Origin of the sequence: Bradyrhizobium sp. AS23.2 (assembly GCF_001908185.1) — a bacterium.
Classification (GTDB): domain Bacteria; phylum Pseudomonadota; class Alphaproteobacteria; order Rhizobiales; family Xanthobacteraceae; genus Bradyrhizobium.
Genome location: NZ_LGHM01000222.1, coordinates 1 through 14,035, shown reverse-complemented (window position 1 = coordinate 14,035; position 14,035 = coordinate 1). Strand labels below are relative to the sequence as shown.

The 14,035-nt window shown below is 63.1% G+C and carries 21 protein-coding genes; 12 read left to right on the top strand and 9 right to left on the bottom strand.

The window, feature by feature from the left end:
• A partial coding sequence (locus AC630_RS37775) for a hypothetical protein (protein ID WP_074123456.1) occupies positions 1–182 on the bottom strand: 182 nt, incomplete at its 3' end.
• A 104-nt stretch (positions 183–286) separates the two neighbouring features.
• Here AC630_RS37775 and AC630_RS37770 point away from each other — a divergent pair.
• Entirely contained in the window at positions 287–586 is a 300-nt protein-coding gene (locus AC630_RS37770) for a hypothetical protein (RefSeq protein ID WP_349539972.1), read from the top strand.
• Positions 587–906: 320 nt separating this feature from the next.
• Complete coding sequence (locus tag AC630_RS45945; protein WP_167561358.1) at positions 907–1,053, top strand: hypothetical protein; 147 nt, start codon at positions 907–909, stop codon at positions 1,051–1,053.
• 587 nt (positions 1,054–1,640) lie between these two features.
• Here AC630_RS45945 and AC630_RS37760 read toward each other — a convergent pair.
• Complete coding sequence (locus AC630_RS37760) at positions 1,641–1,844, bottom strand: hypothetical protein (protein WP_074123452.1); 204 nt, start codon at positions 1,842–1,844, stop codon at positions 1,641–1,643.
• Between the two features lie 532 nt (positions 1,845–2,376).
• Here AC630_RS37760 and AC630_RS37755 point away from each other — a divergent pair.
• Complete coding sequence (locus AC630_RS37755) at positions 2,377–2,616, top strand: hypothetical protein (RefSeq protein WP_074123455.1); 240 nt, start codon at positions 2,377–2,379, stop codon at positions 2,614–2,616.
• 30 nt (positions 2,617–2,646) lie between these two features.
• On the opposite strand, the gene AC630_RS37750 is transcribed toward AC630_RS37755, so the two are convergent.
• Both AC630_RS37750 and AC630_RS37745 read right to left on the bottom strand, forming a co-directional pair.
• Entirely contained in the window at positions 2,647–3,039 is a 393-nt protein-coding gene (locus AC630_RS37750) for an NUDIX hydrolase (protein ID WP_074123451.1), read from the bottom strand.
• 98 nt (positions 3,040–3,137) lie between these two features.
• Positions 3,138–4,223, bottom strand: coding sequence for an AI-2E family transporter (locus AC630_RS37745; RefSeq protein WP_074123450.1), 1,086 nt, complete (start codon positions 4,221–4,223; stop codon positions 3,138–3,140).
• 367 nt (positions 4,224–4,590) lie between these two features.
• Here AC630_RS37745 and AC630_RS37740 point away from each other — a divergent pair, with 367 nt between their 5' ends.
• Positions 4,591–4,818, top strand: coding sequence for a hypothetical protein (locus AC630_RS37740; protein WP_074123454.1), 228 nt, complete (start codon positions 4,591–4,593; stop codon positions 4,816–4,818).
• Positions 4,819–4,927: 109 nt separating this feature from the next.
• On the opposite strand, the gene AC630_RS37735 is transcribed toward AC630_RS37740, so the two are convergent.
• Entirely contained in the window at positions 4,928–5,272 is a 345-nt protein-coding gene (locus AC630_RS37735; protein ID WP_074123449.1) for a hypothetical protein, read from the bottom strand.
• A gap of 242 nt (positions 5,273–5,514) precedes the next feature.
• On the opposite strand from AC630_RS37735, the gene AC630_RS37730 reads away from it, so the two are divergent.
• Entirely contained in the window at positions 5,515–7,563 is a 2,049-nt protein-coding gene (locus AC630_RS37730; protein ID WP_074123448.1) for an acetoacetate--CoA ligase, read from the top strand.
• 8 nt (positions 7,564–7,571) lie between these two features.
• Here AC630_RS37730 and AC630_RS37725 read toward each other — a convergent pair whose 3' ends face one another.
• Positions 7,572–7,784 (bottom strand): hypothetical protein, encoded by a 213-nt coding sequence (locus AC630_RS37725; protein WP_074123447.1) that lies wholly within the window; start codon positions 7,782–7,784, stop codon positions 7,572–7,574.
• Between the two features lie 208 nt (positions 7,785–7,992).
• Here AC630_RS37725 and AC630_RS37720 point away from each other — a divergent pair, with 208 nt between their 5' ends.
• Entirely contained in the window at positions 7,993–8,295 is a 303-nt protein-coding gene (locus AC630_RS37720; protein WP_011087444.1) for a hypothetical protein, read from the top strand.
• 5 nt (positions 8,296–8,300) lie between these two features.
• Here AC630_RS37720 and AC630_RS37715 read toward each other — a convergent pair whose 3' ends face one another.
• On the bottom strand, positions 8,301–8,537 hold the full coding sequence (locus AC630_RS37715; RefSeq protein ID WP_074123453.1) for a hypothetical protein: 237 nt from the start codon (positions 8,535–8,537) through the stop codon (positions 8,301–8,303).
• A gap of 153 nt (positions 8,538–8,690) precedes the next feature.
• Here AC630_RS37715 and AC630_RS44725 point away from each other — a divergent pair, with 153 nt between their 5' ends.
• Positions 8,691–8,906 carry a hypothetical protein gene (locus tag AC630_RS44725; RefSeq protein ID WP_143198621.1) on the top strand — a complete coding sequence of 72 codons (216 nt, stop codon included), beginning with the start codon at positions 8,691–8,693 and terminating at the stop codon, positions 8,904–8,906.
• A gap of 62 nt (positions 8,907–8,968) precedes the next feature.
• On the opposite strand, the gene AC630_RS45940 is transcribed toward AC630_RS44725, so the two are convergent.
• Entirely contained in the window at positions 8,969–9,121 is a 153-nt protein-coding gene (locus AC630_RS45940) for a hypothetical protein (RefSeq protein WP_167561357.1), read from the bottom strand.
• A 196-nt stretch (positions 9,122–9,317) separates the two neighbouring features.
• Between AC630_RS45940 and AC630_RS37710 the strand changes: the two genes are divergently transcribed.
• The 3 genes from AC630_RS37710 (at position 9,318) to AC630_RS37700 (ending at position 10,919) form a co-directional block, all read left to right on the top strand.
• Positions 9,318–9,905 (top strand): formyltransferase family protein, encoded by a 588-nt coding sequence (locus tag AC630_RS37710; RefSeq protein ID WP_074123446.1) that lies wholly within the window; start codon positions 9,318–9,320, stop codon positions 9,903–9,905.
• A gap of 173 nt (positions 9,906–10,078) precedes the next feature.
• Positions 10,079–10,429 (top strand): hypothetical protein, encoded by a 351-nt coding sequence (locus AC630_RS37705; RefSeq protein WP_074123445.1) that lies wholly within the window; start codon positions 10,079–10,081, stop codon positions 10,427–10,429.
• Entirely contained in the window at positions 10,374–10,919 is a 546-nt protein-coding gene (locus tag AC630_RS37700; protein WP_074123444.1) for a hypothetical protein, read from the top strand. Before AC630_RS37705 ends, AC630_RS37700 begins: the two co-directional genes overlap by 56 nt.
• A gap of 154 nt (positions 10,920–11,073) precedes the next feature.
• Here AC630_RS37700 and AC630_RS37695 read toward each other — a convergent pair whose 3' ends face one another.
• Positions 11,074–11,472, bottom strand: coding sequence for a RidA family protein (locus tag AC630_RS37695; RefSeq protein ID WP_074123443.1), 399 nt, complete (start codon positions 11,470–11,472; stop codon positions 11,074–11,076).
• Positions 11,473–11,621: 149 nt separating this feature from the next.
• Between AC630_RS37695 and AC630_RS37690 the strand changes: the two genes are divergently transcribed.
• Positions 11,622–12,497, top strand: a complete 876-nt coding sequence (locus tag AC630_RS37690) for a DMT family transporter (protein WP_074123442.1) — start codon at positions 11,622–11,624, stop codon at positions 12,495–12,497.
• 200 nt (positions 12,498–12,697) lie between these two features.
• The coding region (locus AC630_RS37685) for a caspase family protein (RefSeq protein ID WP_074123441.1) at positions 12,698–14,035 on the top strand (1,338 nt) is incomplete at its 3' end.

Genomic DNA, 14,035 nt, shown 5'->3' with positions numbered 1-14,035 from the left:
GCCGCCGCTTCGGCCTCGCGAGCAAGTCGTTCAGCCTTTAACCTCTCGCGGTTTGCATGAAACGCCGCTTGGATGCGTTCATACTCGGACATCGCCACTTTGGCATCGGTTTCCTTGAAGACCCTTTGCGCCTCACGTTCGGCGGCAGTGGGCGGCTTCCATCCGTATTTATGAGCGGTCATTCCCTCCTCCTTCGGTGATAGCCGTAGGGGCTTGTTGGGTCCGACCGTCAAAGTCTCTTCCTGTTTTTCAGTTACCGCAATCGAATATTTGCCAGTCGTTGCTCATGGTCACCTGCAACGGGATTCCGGTCCATCGCTTCGCGCAGCGCGCGCAGATGCCGAACGTCCTTTCGCCAACCCAGAGGCTGCCGCCGCAAGCTGGTCGAGCTCGCCGCCGGCATCGAGCCCGTCCGGACGGCCGCATCCACATCGAGAAGATCAACGCGCCCTTTCTCTACAAGCTCAAGGCCACCGGACCGGAGTTCGCTGGCGGCATCAAGCATGCGGTCGAACGCGGCTGGCTCGAGCTGCACGAAAGCGGGACTTACGTGCGGTTGCTCGGCGCAGAGGCTATGCTGACATAGAAGGCCAACAGTCGAGGCGACACGCGAAGAATGACCAAACGAGGCTGTGGGGACGGCCTTTCGATGATGCGGTTCCCCTGGCCGATGGCCACAAGCTGACCACGCTGCTGGACGCCGGCGAGTACATCGCCGAAGAAGGAGCACGATCGGCCGGAATGGCAAGCGGCAATGGAGGCCCTGCTCCTGGTCGTCGAGCGGGGCGGCCCGACGATGTTCGCACGGATCGGCTTTATGCGCGCCTTGAACCGACACAACGTGCCCGCATTCAATCCGAAGGGAAAAGCACCGCATTGGGGCCGACGCAAACTGAAGAGGGATCAATGACCGTCTTTGTCTACGTCAATACCGCCAAGCAGGTCGGCGATAAGGACCACATCAAGGTGTTCGCCAGCCACGATGCTGCCGAGACATGGTTCGAGGAGAACGATCCGGAAGGCGTGGCATTCGAATATGAGGTTCTAGAATGAACCGCATCGGCCGCAGGACTATCTACGCCATGCTTGTGATCGTGGTGCTGTTGATCGTCTGGCAATTCTTCGCGTCGCTTTGAAGAGTGGAGATGGTCGTCGTGCGGGGCCAATGAACCTTGCATACTTGTAACGAGTCGAACACCGAAGCGCCTCCGGGGTGGCCAAATGCTGGCGAAATGTGAGGGCTTATAACAGCCCACCCTGGCCCACGGAATTTACTCCGATGTTATTTCAAGCGGCGATTGTTTGCCTGATCGTACTCAGCATTGGCGTTCTCGTCGCCCACGCGGTTGACGCCCTCAGAACGTAACGAGCCCGCCGACTTGACCTGCGGGCCTCTGTCTCAGATGCCGGAGATCTTCTTGCCGGCCAGCTAGGCACAGACTGAGCTTGAAGCACAGCATACCGACGTGGAGCCGCATTGGCGGTGTTGCTGGCGGCCTTGTATTCCTGCTGATGCTGTAAGGCCGCCTCAGTCGGCGACCTCTTTCATTCAAACCGGCTCGCCTTCTTCGTGCACAAATCTCGCGCGCGTTGGCAATTGCGAAGCCGTCCTTACTCAACACGCGGCGTAAGAAGCGAGCCTACGCGGCGGCGTACCCCAAAAACTCGTTCAGTAGATGCTCTTTGATCGCCGAGGGCTCGCGTTCCCCTTGCGAAGCAAGCCACAGAATGCGCTCCGCGACCTCCACGGCAGAATGATGCTGCTGCCGGGTAAAGGCCGGGCTGGAGAGAACGTCATCGAGAATGGCGCGGAGCAATTGCACTGTAGGTGTGTCGTAGGCCATGTGTCGAATACCCGAATACTGAACAATTCACAAAACGCCGCCTGCCCAATATCGAACGCAAGCTTGTCCTCTCCCTCGGCCCCGACCAGTATTTTGCCGGAAACCGTCAATCTACGACGGTTTGATTGCGGGTCTATGACAGCGGCAGCGCATGTCGTCTGGACGCAGGACAGAAGTCTGCTCCGTTTAATTTGAGAGGCAAAGCGGCGAGGCTCCTCGTGCCGGACGCGCCCGCTGCACCATCGCGATCGTTTGAAGGTCGCAGGCGCACTGCGGACCGATTGGAGTAGTGGCCTGACACGAAAAGCCCCAGCGCCCTTGTGCGGCACTGGGCCGTTTCGTTCAAAAGTTTCGTTCAAAATATGAATTGGCCGAGCAATGCACCACCATAGCAACGAATTCGGCGATCGCGTGTGAACTGGTTCACATGCATTGCGGCAAGCGAAAGATTCCGCTCGCAACGGGAATACCGTTGGCCCGTTTGAGCATTCGGGTGCCTCGCGCTAGGATGGCCCTCTTTATGGAGGCTTATTTGAAACAGGTCATTTGCATTGCGGCCATTGCATTGTTTGCCGCGACTCCCGCTCGGTCACAGGCGCTGGTTGATCCCAACAAGGTCGCCCCCGAATATCGGGAAGCCGCTGAAAAGCGCCGGGCCGAGCAGCTACGACAGCGCGAATGCGCCCTGAAGGCGGATTTGGACAAGGTGCTCCCCAGAGATCGCACCGACTACCTCAATCATTGCCTGGCCGCGCTCGCAGCCAAACAATAGCGGCAGAGCGAGCCGATCAAACCTGATCTTTCACGCCTTGCGCCGTGGCTTCGGAAACAGGCGATCGCGGATGTAGCGCGAGGTCGGAGTCAGGCGGATGCCGCGCGGCTTCTGCCAGGCGGCGCGGTCGATCTCGTTCTTGTCGCCGATCGCGAGCCTGCCCTTGGCGTATTTCGCGATGAAGATCGCGTCGCTCATCTTGCGGCCTGAGCGCTTGTTCCTGGCCTTCACTTCCTTCCAGAGGCTGATCCGGCCAAGCTTCAGCTTGGGCAGTTCCTCCTTGATCTCCCGCCGCAGGCAGGCCTTGTCGGTCTCGCGCGCGCGCTTGCGGCCGCCCGGGAACATCCACAGGCCGTCCGATCGCCGTCTGACCAACAAGACCTTGCCGCGCTTGGCTGCAACCAGCTTGGAAGACTTCGCCATTACTATCGTAGGCTCGAAAACAGAATCTCGCCTATCGTAACTTGTCTAGCTGGATAGACAAGTTCCAGCGGAACCCAGATCACAGCCGTGCAAGGGGCTCAGCTCTTCCCCGCCTCAGCCCGATCCTCCGTCCTGATCCAGGCCATCATCATCTCCCAGGCCACCGACAGGATGATCGGCCCGATGAACAGGCCGACGATGCCGTGGGCGAGCGTGCCACCGATCACGCCGACGAAGATCACGATGGTCGGCGTGGTGAGGCCGCGCCCCATCACCAGTGGCTTCAACATGGTGTCGATGAAGCCGACAAGAACGAGAAACACGGTGAGCAGCAACGCCGTGGTGACGTCCTTGGCGGTCCAGATCCAGATGATCACCGGCAGCAGCACGAGGAAGGCGCCGATCTGAACGATCGAGAGCAGCAGCACGATGAAGGCGAGCAGGCCGGCGCTCGGCACGGCGGCGAGCTTGAACCCTATGCCGGCCAGCAGTGCCTGCACGATCGCGACGCCGATCACGCCTTGTGCCACAGCGCGAATTGTCGCACCCGCAAGCGCCAGGAAATGCTCGCTCTGCTCGGGCACGATGCGAAACAGGAAGCCGCGGCCGGCCGCAACGAATCTTGGCCCATGCGGAAACAGGAAGCCGGCCACGAACACCGAGACCAGGAACTGGAGCGTCCCGACACCGGCGTCGCCCGCGAGCGACAACAGCGGTCCCGCCAGCGGCTGGAGATAAGGCGTCACCTCGCGCAGCACCGCGCGGATGTTGTTGTAGGCCTGGTCCCAGAGCTCAAAAAGCCACGGGCCGACGAGGGGCCACGACTTGAGCTGCTCCGGCGCCGACTGGAGCGCGAGATCGCCGGTGCCGAGCTGGCGCGCCAATTCGCGCACGCCATCGACGGCGCTGATGCCAAGCCAGGTCGCCGGGCCAATCACGATGCCAAGCGTGATCAGGGTGAGGATCGCCGCCGCGGTCTTGGGCCGGCCGCCGAGGATTTTGGCGACCCAGCTGAAAGCCGGGTAGAACGCGACTGCGAGCACACCGCTCCAGGCCAGGATCGGCACGAACGGACGGATGATCAGCAAGCTCCAGATGATCAGCAGGGCGAGCAGGCCGAGCCGGATCACGAGCTGGATGATGTCCTCGCCCGTCAGGAGCTGACGGAGGCTTTTCACGGGCACGACCTTCCTTGCGGCATCGACGCGGGTTCCGGCACTTGCACGGCCCAGCGTTATTGCCAGCCCCGCCCCCGCCGTCAAGACGAGCGGGCCTCGCGCCCGCTCCCCCTGCCCACGGTGCGCACGCCGTCAAGATCAGGAACGCATCGGAGCGGGACATGCGGGTAACTGGCCCCGGCGACTGATCTTGCGGCGACACCGGCGCGGCCTGGACCGACAGGCTCTGCTCTTCCACTCGCCCACCGCAGAATCGGGTTTGGCTAACATCCATTAACCGGATTTCCCTGGGCCGGTTTACGCGGCTGCAAATCCCCCCTTCTACGATTGTCGCCAAGTCCCCAAGACCAGCCTTCAAGAACAGTTGCGTGCAATGGCCAACAGCATCTGGACGACCGAAGAATTCACCTGCGCGGGTTGCAGCATGAACTACACCGCGACCAGGGAGGAGCACACCGAAGCACACTCCGGCAGCTTCAAGTGCAGCATCTGCAGCGGCATGGTGCACACCTGGTCCGGCAAGCATCACTTCTTCGGCTGGCGAGCGGTGAAGACCAAGCCGCCCGTGTTCGGCCGCCGCTGGGCCGGCGTGCAGTGGTAGGCTTAAGCGGAGCTGGCGTCAGGGACGGACAGATCGCGTACAGTGTGGCTTCGCGTGTCCGAGCCGAATTCTCGCGCCGCGGTGCATGAGCCCGGTCATCGCAGCCTGCTCATGACAGCCTGCTGTTGGCGAGCCCAACCAGCTCAGCGTGCCCCCCTAGAGCAGCGTCGTAGTCATTGTAGCGCCGGCGCGCCTCCAAATCGTCCGGGGCCCCGGAGATAGTCGTTTCAAACAAGAGCGGCGCTTGATCCATGCGGCTACGGGAGGCGCCGTGGTCCGAGCCCTGGAATACGGTCAAGACCTGCATCGGTCCAACCTCGTCGAACCCGAGCCGGATCTGGTCGGGATTGGCTTCCATCCAGGCGCGCACGGTGTTCTGCGCTTCCAGATCATTGCCGACATAGACCGGTGTCTTGCCGTCCAGAACGTAGAAGCCGAACGGAAAGATGATCATGACGACCTCGTTGGCATTTGCGTTAGGCCGCTGTCTCGAAGCTTTCCATGCGCTTGGATGCCGCAGTTTTGGGACAAGCGCAACCGACCCGCCGCGCGCATGAACGCAAAGGGCGAGGCCCCAGCCCGAGCCTTCATTCTTCGAGACGCGCGTTCTGCGCTCCCCAGGATGAGGAAGTGGTGCTTCTGCTGCGCGGCGACACCCGCTACACTCCTCTTCCCCGCAACTGAAGCCGACACGCAATGACCGCAGCATTCGTCCCCCAGATCGCCCTCTATCGCAATTGGCTCGCCGAGCAGCGCGGCCTTTCCTTCTCGAGCTACGAGGAGATGCGGCAATGGTCGGTGCGCGATCTCGACGGCTTCTGGCGCAGCATCTGGGGCTATTACGATCTGCAATCGCCGACGCCGTTTGCAGCTGTCGTCACCGAGCGCAAGATGCCCGGCGCGGTCTGGTTTCCCGGCGCGCAGGTGAACTATGCCCGGCAGGTGTTCCGGCATGTCGATGCGGCCGATGCTGCGGGCCTGCCCGCGATCGTCGGCAGCGGCGAGGACGGCAAGCTCGACGAGACGAGCTGGCCGGAGCTCCGGCGCAAGGCGGCTGCCCTCGCGCTGCATCTGAAGGACAAGGGCATCAAGCCCGGCGACCGCGTCGCGGCCTATCTGCCCAACATCCCCGAGACCATCATCGCCTTCCTGGCGACCGCCAGCATCGGCGCGGTCTGGAGCCTCTGTGCGCCCGACATGGCCGCCCCCGCCGTGATCGACCGCTTCAAGCAAATCGAGCCGAAGGTGCTGATCGCCTGCGACGCCGTCACCTATGCCGGCCGGCGGCACGACCGCCGCGACGTCGTCGCCGAGCTCCGGCGAGCGCTGCCGACGGTCGAGCATGTCATCCTGCACAGCGAAGCTGGCGCGGCGGCGGCGCCGGACGCCCTCCTCTCGGATGTGCTCGCAAGGACGGGCGCGGGGATCGACGCGTTCGAGCCGATGTGGCTGCCGTTCGATCATCCGCTCTGGATCGTCTATTCCAGCGGCACCACCGGCCTGCCGAAGCCGATCGTGCATGGCCATGGCGGCATCGTCATCGTGGCGCTGGCGCTGCTCGGCCTGCACAACGACATCGGCTGCTCCTATCACGAAAATTCCTTCGGCGAGCGCTACCATTGGTACAGCTCGACCGGCTGGATCATGTGGAATTCGCAGGTCGGCGGCCTGCTCAGCGGCACCACCTGCTGCATCTTCGACGGCAGCCCCGGCGGCGCAAAGGACAAGCCGGACTGGAGCACGCTGTGGCGCTTCGTGGCGCAGTCGAAATCGACCTTCTTCGGCGCGGGCGCGGCGTTCTTCGCCAACTGTGTCAAGGCCGAAATTGATCTCACCGCAGCCGGCGATCTGTCGCGCCTGCGCTGCCTGGGCTCGACCGGCTCGCCGCTCAGCGCCGACACGCAGGCCTGGTTCAACGAACGCTTCGCGGCGCTGTCGAAGACGAACGGCAGCAAGGCGCAGGCCGACATCTGGTGGGCGAACATCTCCGGCGGCACCGATTTCGCCGGCGCCTTCATCGGCGGCAATCGCGAACTGCCGCAGACGCCGGGCGCGATGCAGTGCCGCCTGCTCGGTGCGGCCGTCGAAGCCTTCAGCGAACAGGGCCGCGCCGTCATCGACGAGGTCGGCGAGCTCGTCTGCACTGAGCCGATGCCCTCGATGCCGCTCTATTTCTGGAACGACAAGGGCGATGTGCGTTATCGCTCCAGCTATTTCGAGACCTATCCGGACAATTTCGACGGCAGCGGCCGCGGGCCGGTGTGGCGGCACGGCGACTGGCTCAAGGTCAATCCGGACGGCTCCTGCATCATCTATGGCCGCAGCGATGCCACCATCAACCGGCACGGCCTGCGCATGGGCACGAGCGAACTCTATTCCGCGATCGAGGCTCTGCCCGAGGTGCTCGATTCCCTCGTCGTTGACCTCGAATATCTCGGCCGCGACAGCTACATGCCGCTGTTCGTGGTGCTGCGCGAAGGCGTGGCGTTCGACGGCGCGATGCAGGCCAAGATCAACAAGGCGATCGAAGCCGGTCTCTCCCGCCGATTCCTGCCGAACGAGATTTTCGCCGTCACCGAAATCCCGCGCACGCTCTCGGGCAAGAAGCAGGAACTGCCGATCAAGAAGCTGTTGCTCGGCCAGCCCGTCGAGAAGGTCATCAACAAGGAGGCGATGGCCAATCCGGCCTGCCTCGACTGGTATCTCGCCTTCGCACGCGACTATCTCGCCAGAACCGCGGCCTGAAGGCCCGATCAGCCGCCGCCGAAATTGGAAGGAACGAGATTCCTGTTCTCCGATGGCGGGATCGGCGGATAGCCGGGAAATTTGTACCAGCCGGGCGGCACGGGCGCGTCCTCTTTCGGACGGAGGACACCGTGATGCCGCGGGCGGGCGTGATGCGCCGGCGCGGCGGCCGCTGCAGCGCACGTTGAAATCAGGAGGACCAAGGCCAGGACAGACCGCATTGAATGTGCTCCGGACATCCACCCAGGCTGCCATATGGTGCGGGAACCACGCCGGGACGATGCATCCGCGACGTCACGCGCTGTCACATCGACGGCATCAGCGATGTCAAAGGGCGCCGGAGATCGGCCCAATTGCGCCGGTGGCATTTGGACTCCGTTCACCGATCGCCGCTAGATCAGACAGGATCCTCCGCAACGAATATCAGCCATGGCCGACCTCAACGCCGTCCTCACCAGGCTCAACGACCGTCTGCTCCGCCTCGAAGGCGAGCTGTTCGTGCTGCGCTCGCTGGCGCGCGCAACGCTGACGGCGGGCGACGACCATGCGGCGCGCATGCGCAAGCTGGTCGAGGCCGCAAAGGTCGCGCTCGACGACGAGGCGAAACGTGAGCTCGATAAGCCGACGCGCAAATATGTCGATGCGGCAACCGCACTGGTGGAAGAGCTGCTGGTCGAGCCGACCCCGGCGCGGCCGCTGTTCACGGTGATCGACGGCGGCCGGCGCGACTGAGCGCGTCAGACCGGCCGACTTGTGCCTGATACGGTGGAATCGCCGGACTTCAGCCGGCTGAGGCCCGCCTCGATGATCGCGATCTCCTCGTCGATCTGGCCGATCGGCAGGCTGAAATCATAGCCGGACCTGCTCTTCAGATCGACCGCAAGCCGCTGCCTGTGCATCATCAGCTCGTCCAGGCCGCGCCGGTTCTTCAGTCGCACATAGGCGTCGACGATCTGCTCAATCGCGTTCGGCATGAAATCGGTCCCGGCAAAAAAGCCCGCGCGGCGCACCCACGCCGGCGGGACATTTTCGGTGTCGCGGTACGCAATACAAATCCGCGACGGATTCGTCGATACGACACGCTGGTTGAGAACGCGTTACCGTTTGATGATTTCGTGATGCGCGGCATGAAAAAGCCGCTGGCGATCATGCCAGCGGCCAAAGCCGGGTTCGAAAACGGATCGGGATTGAAATTTCGCCAGCCCCGGAGTGCCCATTCTAACGGCAAACAACGGAATCCTTTTGTTACAAATGAAACACAGGAACAGGCAGATAGCCAATTGCTGCGCAACAGTGGCCGTGCGGCAACGCTCGTCCGTAGCGCAGAATTATTTGCGCGGTAGCCTGCGGCAGGCGCTGTAGCGGTAGTACGGCCTGTAGGGGCCAGCATGCGCAATCGCGGACTTCAACGCTCCTGCAAAGACATCACGACCGAGCCGACGAGCCCAATCAGCGAACAGGCCAGCAGCGCATATTGGAGGATGGCGAGCGCCTGGCTTGGTGCCTCGGACGCGCTCATCATCTGATAGATCAGCAGCACCGATGTAATCCCACTCATCAGCATCAATCTTGGCCATCTCGACATGGCATTCCCCCGCGTTGGACGGGGTGTTGGACGCCACGAGGCGGACCCAGGTTCGATCCACCCACCCCCTACGCATTGTTGATAACCGTCGCAAACGCCCCACGGATGGTGACAGGACGTCCGGACGTGTTATCGGGGATGACGCAGTTGCGAGACGGATCGGAGACCCATGCGCATCACCCTTGTCGGCTCCCGCCATTTCGGCGTGACTACCCTGAACATGCTCCGGGAGCACGGCGTCTCGATCCTGCGGGTCGTGGTGGCCGATGGCGCGGATCGCCTCGCCGCGACCGCCAATGCGGCCGGCATCGATGTGGTGGTCCAGGCCAATCCGAAGCTGGTGGTGGCCTCGGAGATCGCCCCCGACACCGATCTGATCATCACCGCCCACAGCCACGCCCGGATCGGCAAGGACGCGCTGGCGGCCGCCAAGCTGGGCGGGATCGGCTATCACCCCTCGCTGCTGCCGCGTCACCGCGGCAAGGCCGCCGTGGAATGGACCATCAAGGAAGGCGATCCGATCGCCGGCGGCACGATCTACCATCTCGCCGACCGCATGGACGCCGGCGCCATCGCCGCCCAGGATTGGTGCTTCGTCAAGAAGGGCGAGACCGCCCGGGAGCTCTGGGAGCGCGCGCTCGCCCCGCTCGGCCTCAAGCTGCTGGCCGACGTGATCGATTACGCCAGGGTCCATAAGGCGCTGCCCAACAAGGTGCAGGACGAGCAGTTCGCCACCTTGGCGCCGAGTCTCTCCTGAACATTTACCCTTAACGTCAAGCGGCATTGATTCTGCTTCGAAAATCGGAATCAAAAATGCAAATAAACCATTGTTCCAACAGGAACAATTTGCGCTTTGGCATTGCAACAAATTTCTGTCACATTTCGTCCGAATAAGCGTCAGCATCTCAGACACATTCAAGGACGGAATTCATGCGTTTTGGTCGCATCGCGGCGTTCTGTGCCGCTTCAGTTTTCGCCGGCACCCTCGCCGCTCCCGCCTTCGCCCAGAGCCCCTATGATGGCAACTGGCACGTCACCATTGTCACCAAGACCGGCTCCTGCGAGCCCACCGCAAGCTCCATGCTGACGGTTGCCGACGGCAAGATCACCGCGCCCGGCGCTAACGTTTCCGGCACCATCGGCCGTGAGGGACTTGTGAAAGTTTCGATCAATGGTGCATATGCCAACGGTCAACTCAACGGCAACGCCGGATCGGGGAAGTGGAATGGAGCATCTGCAGGCATACCGTGCAGCGGGCGGTGGGAAGCATCGCGCCAATAGACCAACTGAGGCTCGCGCCCGAAACCGGCGGCTGCTGATCGCGGCCGCCGTTTTGTTTGCAGCGGGGATCGCCAACTCTGAAAGCAAGGCCCAGTCCGGCCCCTTCGCGCCGATGGCGGGCAGCTGGAACGGTGGCGGCGTCGTCACCCTTGATGACGGCTCGACCGAGCGGATCCGCTGCCGGGCCAAATACGCGCCGATCGGCCCCACCATGGAGATGTCGCTGACCTGCGCCAGCGATGCCTACAAGTTCCACCTCGGCGCCAACGTCAGGGCAGAAGGCAGCTCCATCACCGGCAGCTGGTCCGAGGCCAGCCGCAACATCAGCGGCTCGCTCCAGGGTCGCGGCGGCGGCGGAAACTTCGAGGTCGTCGTCTCCGCCGCCGGCTTCAACGCCAACATCGCGCTGAGGACGAGCGGCAACAAGCAGACCGTCACGATGCGGGCGGACAGCCAGTTCCGCGGTGCGAACATCACGATGTCGCGCTAGAGCCATTTCCGTTCCGATAGAATCGGAACGGAGTTCTAGATTCTTGTTTTGATGCGTTTTCTTTACGCGAACCGGTATCCACTTCGCTCGAAAACGCTCTAACGCAGACCGCACTCAGGACAATCGACCCGGCGCCCGCGCCGGGTCGATTTTTTTATGCGCCGGGCACGAACGCGGTCACCTCGATCTCGACCTTGGCCCGGTCGTCCACCAGACCGCCGATGTAGAGCAGTGTCGAGGGCGGAAAATTGCGCCCCAGCATCTCCTTCCAGGCCGCGCCGATGCCGGCGCCTGCGGCCTCATACTCGCTGCGGCTGGTCAGATACCAGGTCAGGCGGACGATATGCTCGGGGCCGGCGCCAGCCTCGCTCAAGAGCTTGATGATCCGCTTCAGCGCAGTTGCGACCTGGGCCGCCATGTCGGGCGCATAATTGCCCGTCTCGTCACCGCCGGTCTGCCCGGCCAGCACCACCCAGCGGCCCGGCCCGTCCACCGCCACGCCGTGTGAAAAGCCGCGCGGTTTTTTCCATTCGGCCGGCTGCAAGATACGCATGAGCGAAGTTCTCCCTTTCCTTGTCGCTGTTCGCTCAAGCCTTAGCACGCGGCCCTGCATCGCTGCACTCGCAGATTTGGCCGTTGCAAACGGTGACGATGTCGCCGATACCGGCCCTCCCTCAGGATCCATTCTCCCCGTTCGCCCCGATGAACACGACACCGTCGAAAACGATGGCCGCACTGTGGATGGCCGGCTGGCTGGCGCTGATGCTGGTCATGGCGGTGGCCGGACGCGAGACCACACGCGAGCTCAATGTATTCCAAATTATGGAAGTGCGTTCGCTGGCAGGGTTCCTGCTGCTCTCGCCGTTCATCTACCGCGCCGGCGGCTTCAAGGTGCTCAAGACTTCGCGCCTGCCGCAGCACATCGGGCGCAACCTCGTGCACTACGTCGCCCAGCTCGGCTGGTTTTTCGCGCTGACGCTGATTCCGATCGGCCAGGTGGTGGCGATCGAGTTCACCATGCCGATCTGGACCGCGATCCTGGCGGCGAGCTTCCTGTCCGAGCGAATGACGGCGTGGAAGATCGCCGCCGTCGTGCTCGGGCTCGTCGGCGTGATCGTGATCGTCCGTCCCGCCACCGGCGAGATCAATCCCGGCCAGCTCATCGCGCTCGGGGCCGCCATGGGATTTGGCGTGTCGATGGCACTGATCAAATCGTTGACCCGCACTGAAAGCGCGCTCTCGGTCCTGTTCTGGATGTTGGTGGTTCAATCTGTCGCAGGCTTTGTGCCGACGCTGTTCGTCTGGACCTGGCCGTCGGCCTATGTCTGGGCCTGGATGGGCGTGATCGCCGTCTGCGGCACATTTTCGCACTACTGCCTCGCCAGCGCGATGCGCTATGCAGACGCGACGATCGTCGTTCCCATGGACTTCCTAAGGGTACCTCTGACCGCGACCGCCGGCTGGCTGCTCTATTCCGAGCGCCTCGACACCTGGACCGTGCTCGGCGCGGCGCTGATCCTGTTCGGCAACCTTCTGAATCTGAAGCCGGCGTCGCCGGTCCCCGCCCGCGCGCAGTGAACCACGCGCCGCCTCGCGCGACAAAACAAAGTGGTCGAGCGTGATTTGGATCACGTTGGAGGGGCATTCCATCGTGCACATTCGACCGCACAGCGATGGGTTGGGCGATCAGTCGTTTTGCTGGTGCGAAACTGGGCGTGTCGTGTAAGTTCGTTGCCAATTTGTTGCTGCCTGCAATTCGATTCTGTTGGGGATTTCAGATGCGCTATCTCACCCTGCTCGCTTCGCTGATGTGCATGGCACTATCGGTCAGCGCCGCGAAGGCGGACCGCCGCGTTGCTTTCGTCGTCGGCAACGGCACCTACAAGAACGTCGCGCAATTGCCGAACCCGCCGATCGACGCCAGGGCGATGGCGGCGACGCTGCGCAATGTCGGCTTCGACGTGATCGAAGGGTCCAACCTCACCCGCGACCAGATGACAGAAAAGCTCCTGGACTTCGGCCGCAAGGCGCAGGGCTCCGATGTCGCAGTGTTCTATTACGCCGGTCACGGCATTGCCGTCAGCGGCAGCAACTATCTCCTGCCTGTCGACGCCGACATCAAGTCGGAGATGGACGTCAAGCTCGGTGCTGCCATCAACATCGACCTGACGCTCGAGCAGACCATGGGCGATGCCAAGGTCAAGCTCGTCTTCCTCGATGCCTGCCGCGACAATCCGTTCGCCGCCAAGATCAAGTCGAACTCCGCGACCCGCAGCGTCAACGTGCAGAGCGGTCTTGCCGAGATGAAGTCCGGCGAAGGCACACTGATCGCGTTCGCCACCGGCCCGGGCCAGACCGCGCTCGACGGCCAGGAAGGCAACAACAGCCCGTTCACCCGCGCGCTGATCGACAACATCACCAAGCCCGGTGTCGAGATTCAGCAGGCCATGACGTCGGTCCGCGCCCAAGTCAACGAAGAGACCCACAAGGGCCAGCTGCCCTGGGGCCATACCAACCTGATCGGCGCCGTTTACCTCAATCCGTCCCAGCAGACGCAGCAGGTTGCCAACGCGGCGCCGACCGCGGCTGGCAGCGTGCCGACGATGACCGGCGGCAATTCGGACGGTGTCGAGCTCGAATACTGGCGCTCGGTCAAGGAGTCCAACAAGCCGGAAGAGCTTAACGCCTATCTCTCGGCCTATCCGAACGGCCAGTTCAAGGCGCTTGCGCTGGCGCGGCTTGCCGCGATCAAGAGCGGCCCGTCGACAGCGACCCGCAACCTCAACGGCGGCGTCGATCCCGCGACCTTCACCGAAGATGCGACCCAGCTCACCGAGGACCAGATCGGCCTCGACAAGGCACAGCGCCGCGACGTGCAGCGCCGCCTGACCGGGCTCGGCTTCGACACCAAGCTGACCGGCGCGTTCAGCGATGAGACCCGCTCGGTACTCAAGCGCTGGCAGGCTGCCCGTGGCTATCCGTCGACGGGCTACCTCAACAAGCTCCAGCACAAGGCCCTGCTCTCCGAGATCGTCGCCACCACCACGCCGACCGCAAGCGGCGACAGCCCGAAGCCGGCCCGGCGTGCCGGCGCTCCCGCTCAGAGCAGCGCACCG

Bases quoted from the DNA above. Each gene is read 5' to 3' on its own strand.
- AC630_RS37770 (WP_349539972.1), top strand. From the start codon at position 287: ATGGTCACCTGCAACGGGATTCCGGTCCATCGCTTCGCGCAGCGCGCG.
- AC630_RS45945 (WP_167561358.1), top strand. From the start codon at position 907: ATGACCGTCTTTGTCTACGTCAATACCGCCAAGCAGGTCGGCGATAAG.
- AC630_RS37760 (WP_074123452.1), bottom strand. From the start codon at position 1,844: ATGGCCTACGACACACCTACAGTGCAATTGCTCCGCGCCATTCTCGAT.
- AC630_RS37750 (WP_074123451.1), bottom strand. From the start codon at position 3,039: ATGGCGAAGTCTTCCAAGCTGGTTGCAGCCAAGCGCGGCAAGGTCTTG.
- AC630_RS37740 (WP_074123454.1), top strand. From the start codon at position 4,591: ATGGCCAACAGCATCTGGACGACCGAAGAATTCACCTGCGCGGGTTGC.
- AC630_RS37735 (WP_074123449.1), bottom strand. From the start codon at position 5,272: ATGATCATCTTTCCGTTCGGCTTCTACGTTCTGGACGGCAAGACACCG.
- AC630_RS37730 (WP_074123448.1), top strand. From the start codon at position 5,515: ATGACCGCAGCATTCGTCCCCCAGATCGCCCTCTATCGCAATTGGCTC.
- AC630_RS37725 (WP_074123447.1), bottom strand. From the start codon at position 7,784: ATGCGGTCTGTCCTGGCCTTGGTCCTCCTGATTTCAACGTGCGCTGCA.
- AC630_RS37720 (WP_011087444.1), top strand. From the start codon at position 7,993: ATGGCCGACCTCAACGCCGTCCTCACCAGGCTCAACGACCGTCTGCTC.
- AC630_RS37715 (WP_074123453.1), bottom strand. From the start codon at position 8,537: ATGCCGAACGCGATTGAGCAGATCGTCGACGCCTATGTGCGACTGAAG.
- AC630_RS44725 (WP_143198621.1), top strand. From the start codon at position 8,691: ATGAAAAAGCCGCTGGCGATCATGCCAGCGGCCAAAGCCGGGTTCGAA.
- AC630_RS45940 (WP_167561357.1), bottom strand. From the start codon at position 9,121: ATGAGTGGGATTACATCGGTGCTGCTGATCTATCAGATGATGAGCGCG.
- AC630_RS37710 (WP_074123446.1), top strand. From the start codon at position 9,318: ATGCGCATCACCCTTGTCGGCTCCCGCCATTTCGGCGTGACTACCCTG.
- AC630_RS37705 (WP_074123445.1), top strand. From the start codon at position 10,079: ATGCGTTTTGGTCGCATCGCGGCGTTCTGTGCCGCTTCAGTTTTCGCC.
- AC630_RS37700 (WP_074123444.1), top strand. From the start codon at position 10,374: ATGGAGCATCTGCAGGCATACCGTGCAGCGGGCGGTGGGAAGCATCGC.
- AC630_RS37695 (WP_074123443.1), bottom strand. From the start codon at position 11,472: ATGCGTATCTTGCAGCCGGCCGAATGGAAAAAACCGCGCGGCTTTTCA.
- AC630_RS37690 (WP_074123442.1), top strand. From the start codon at position 11,622: ATGAACACGACACCGTCGAAAACGATGGCCGCACTGTGGATGGCCGGC.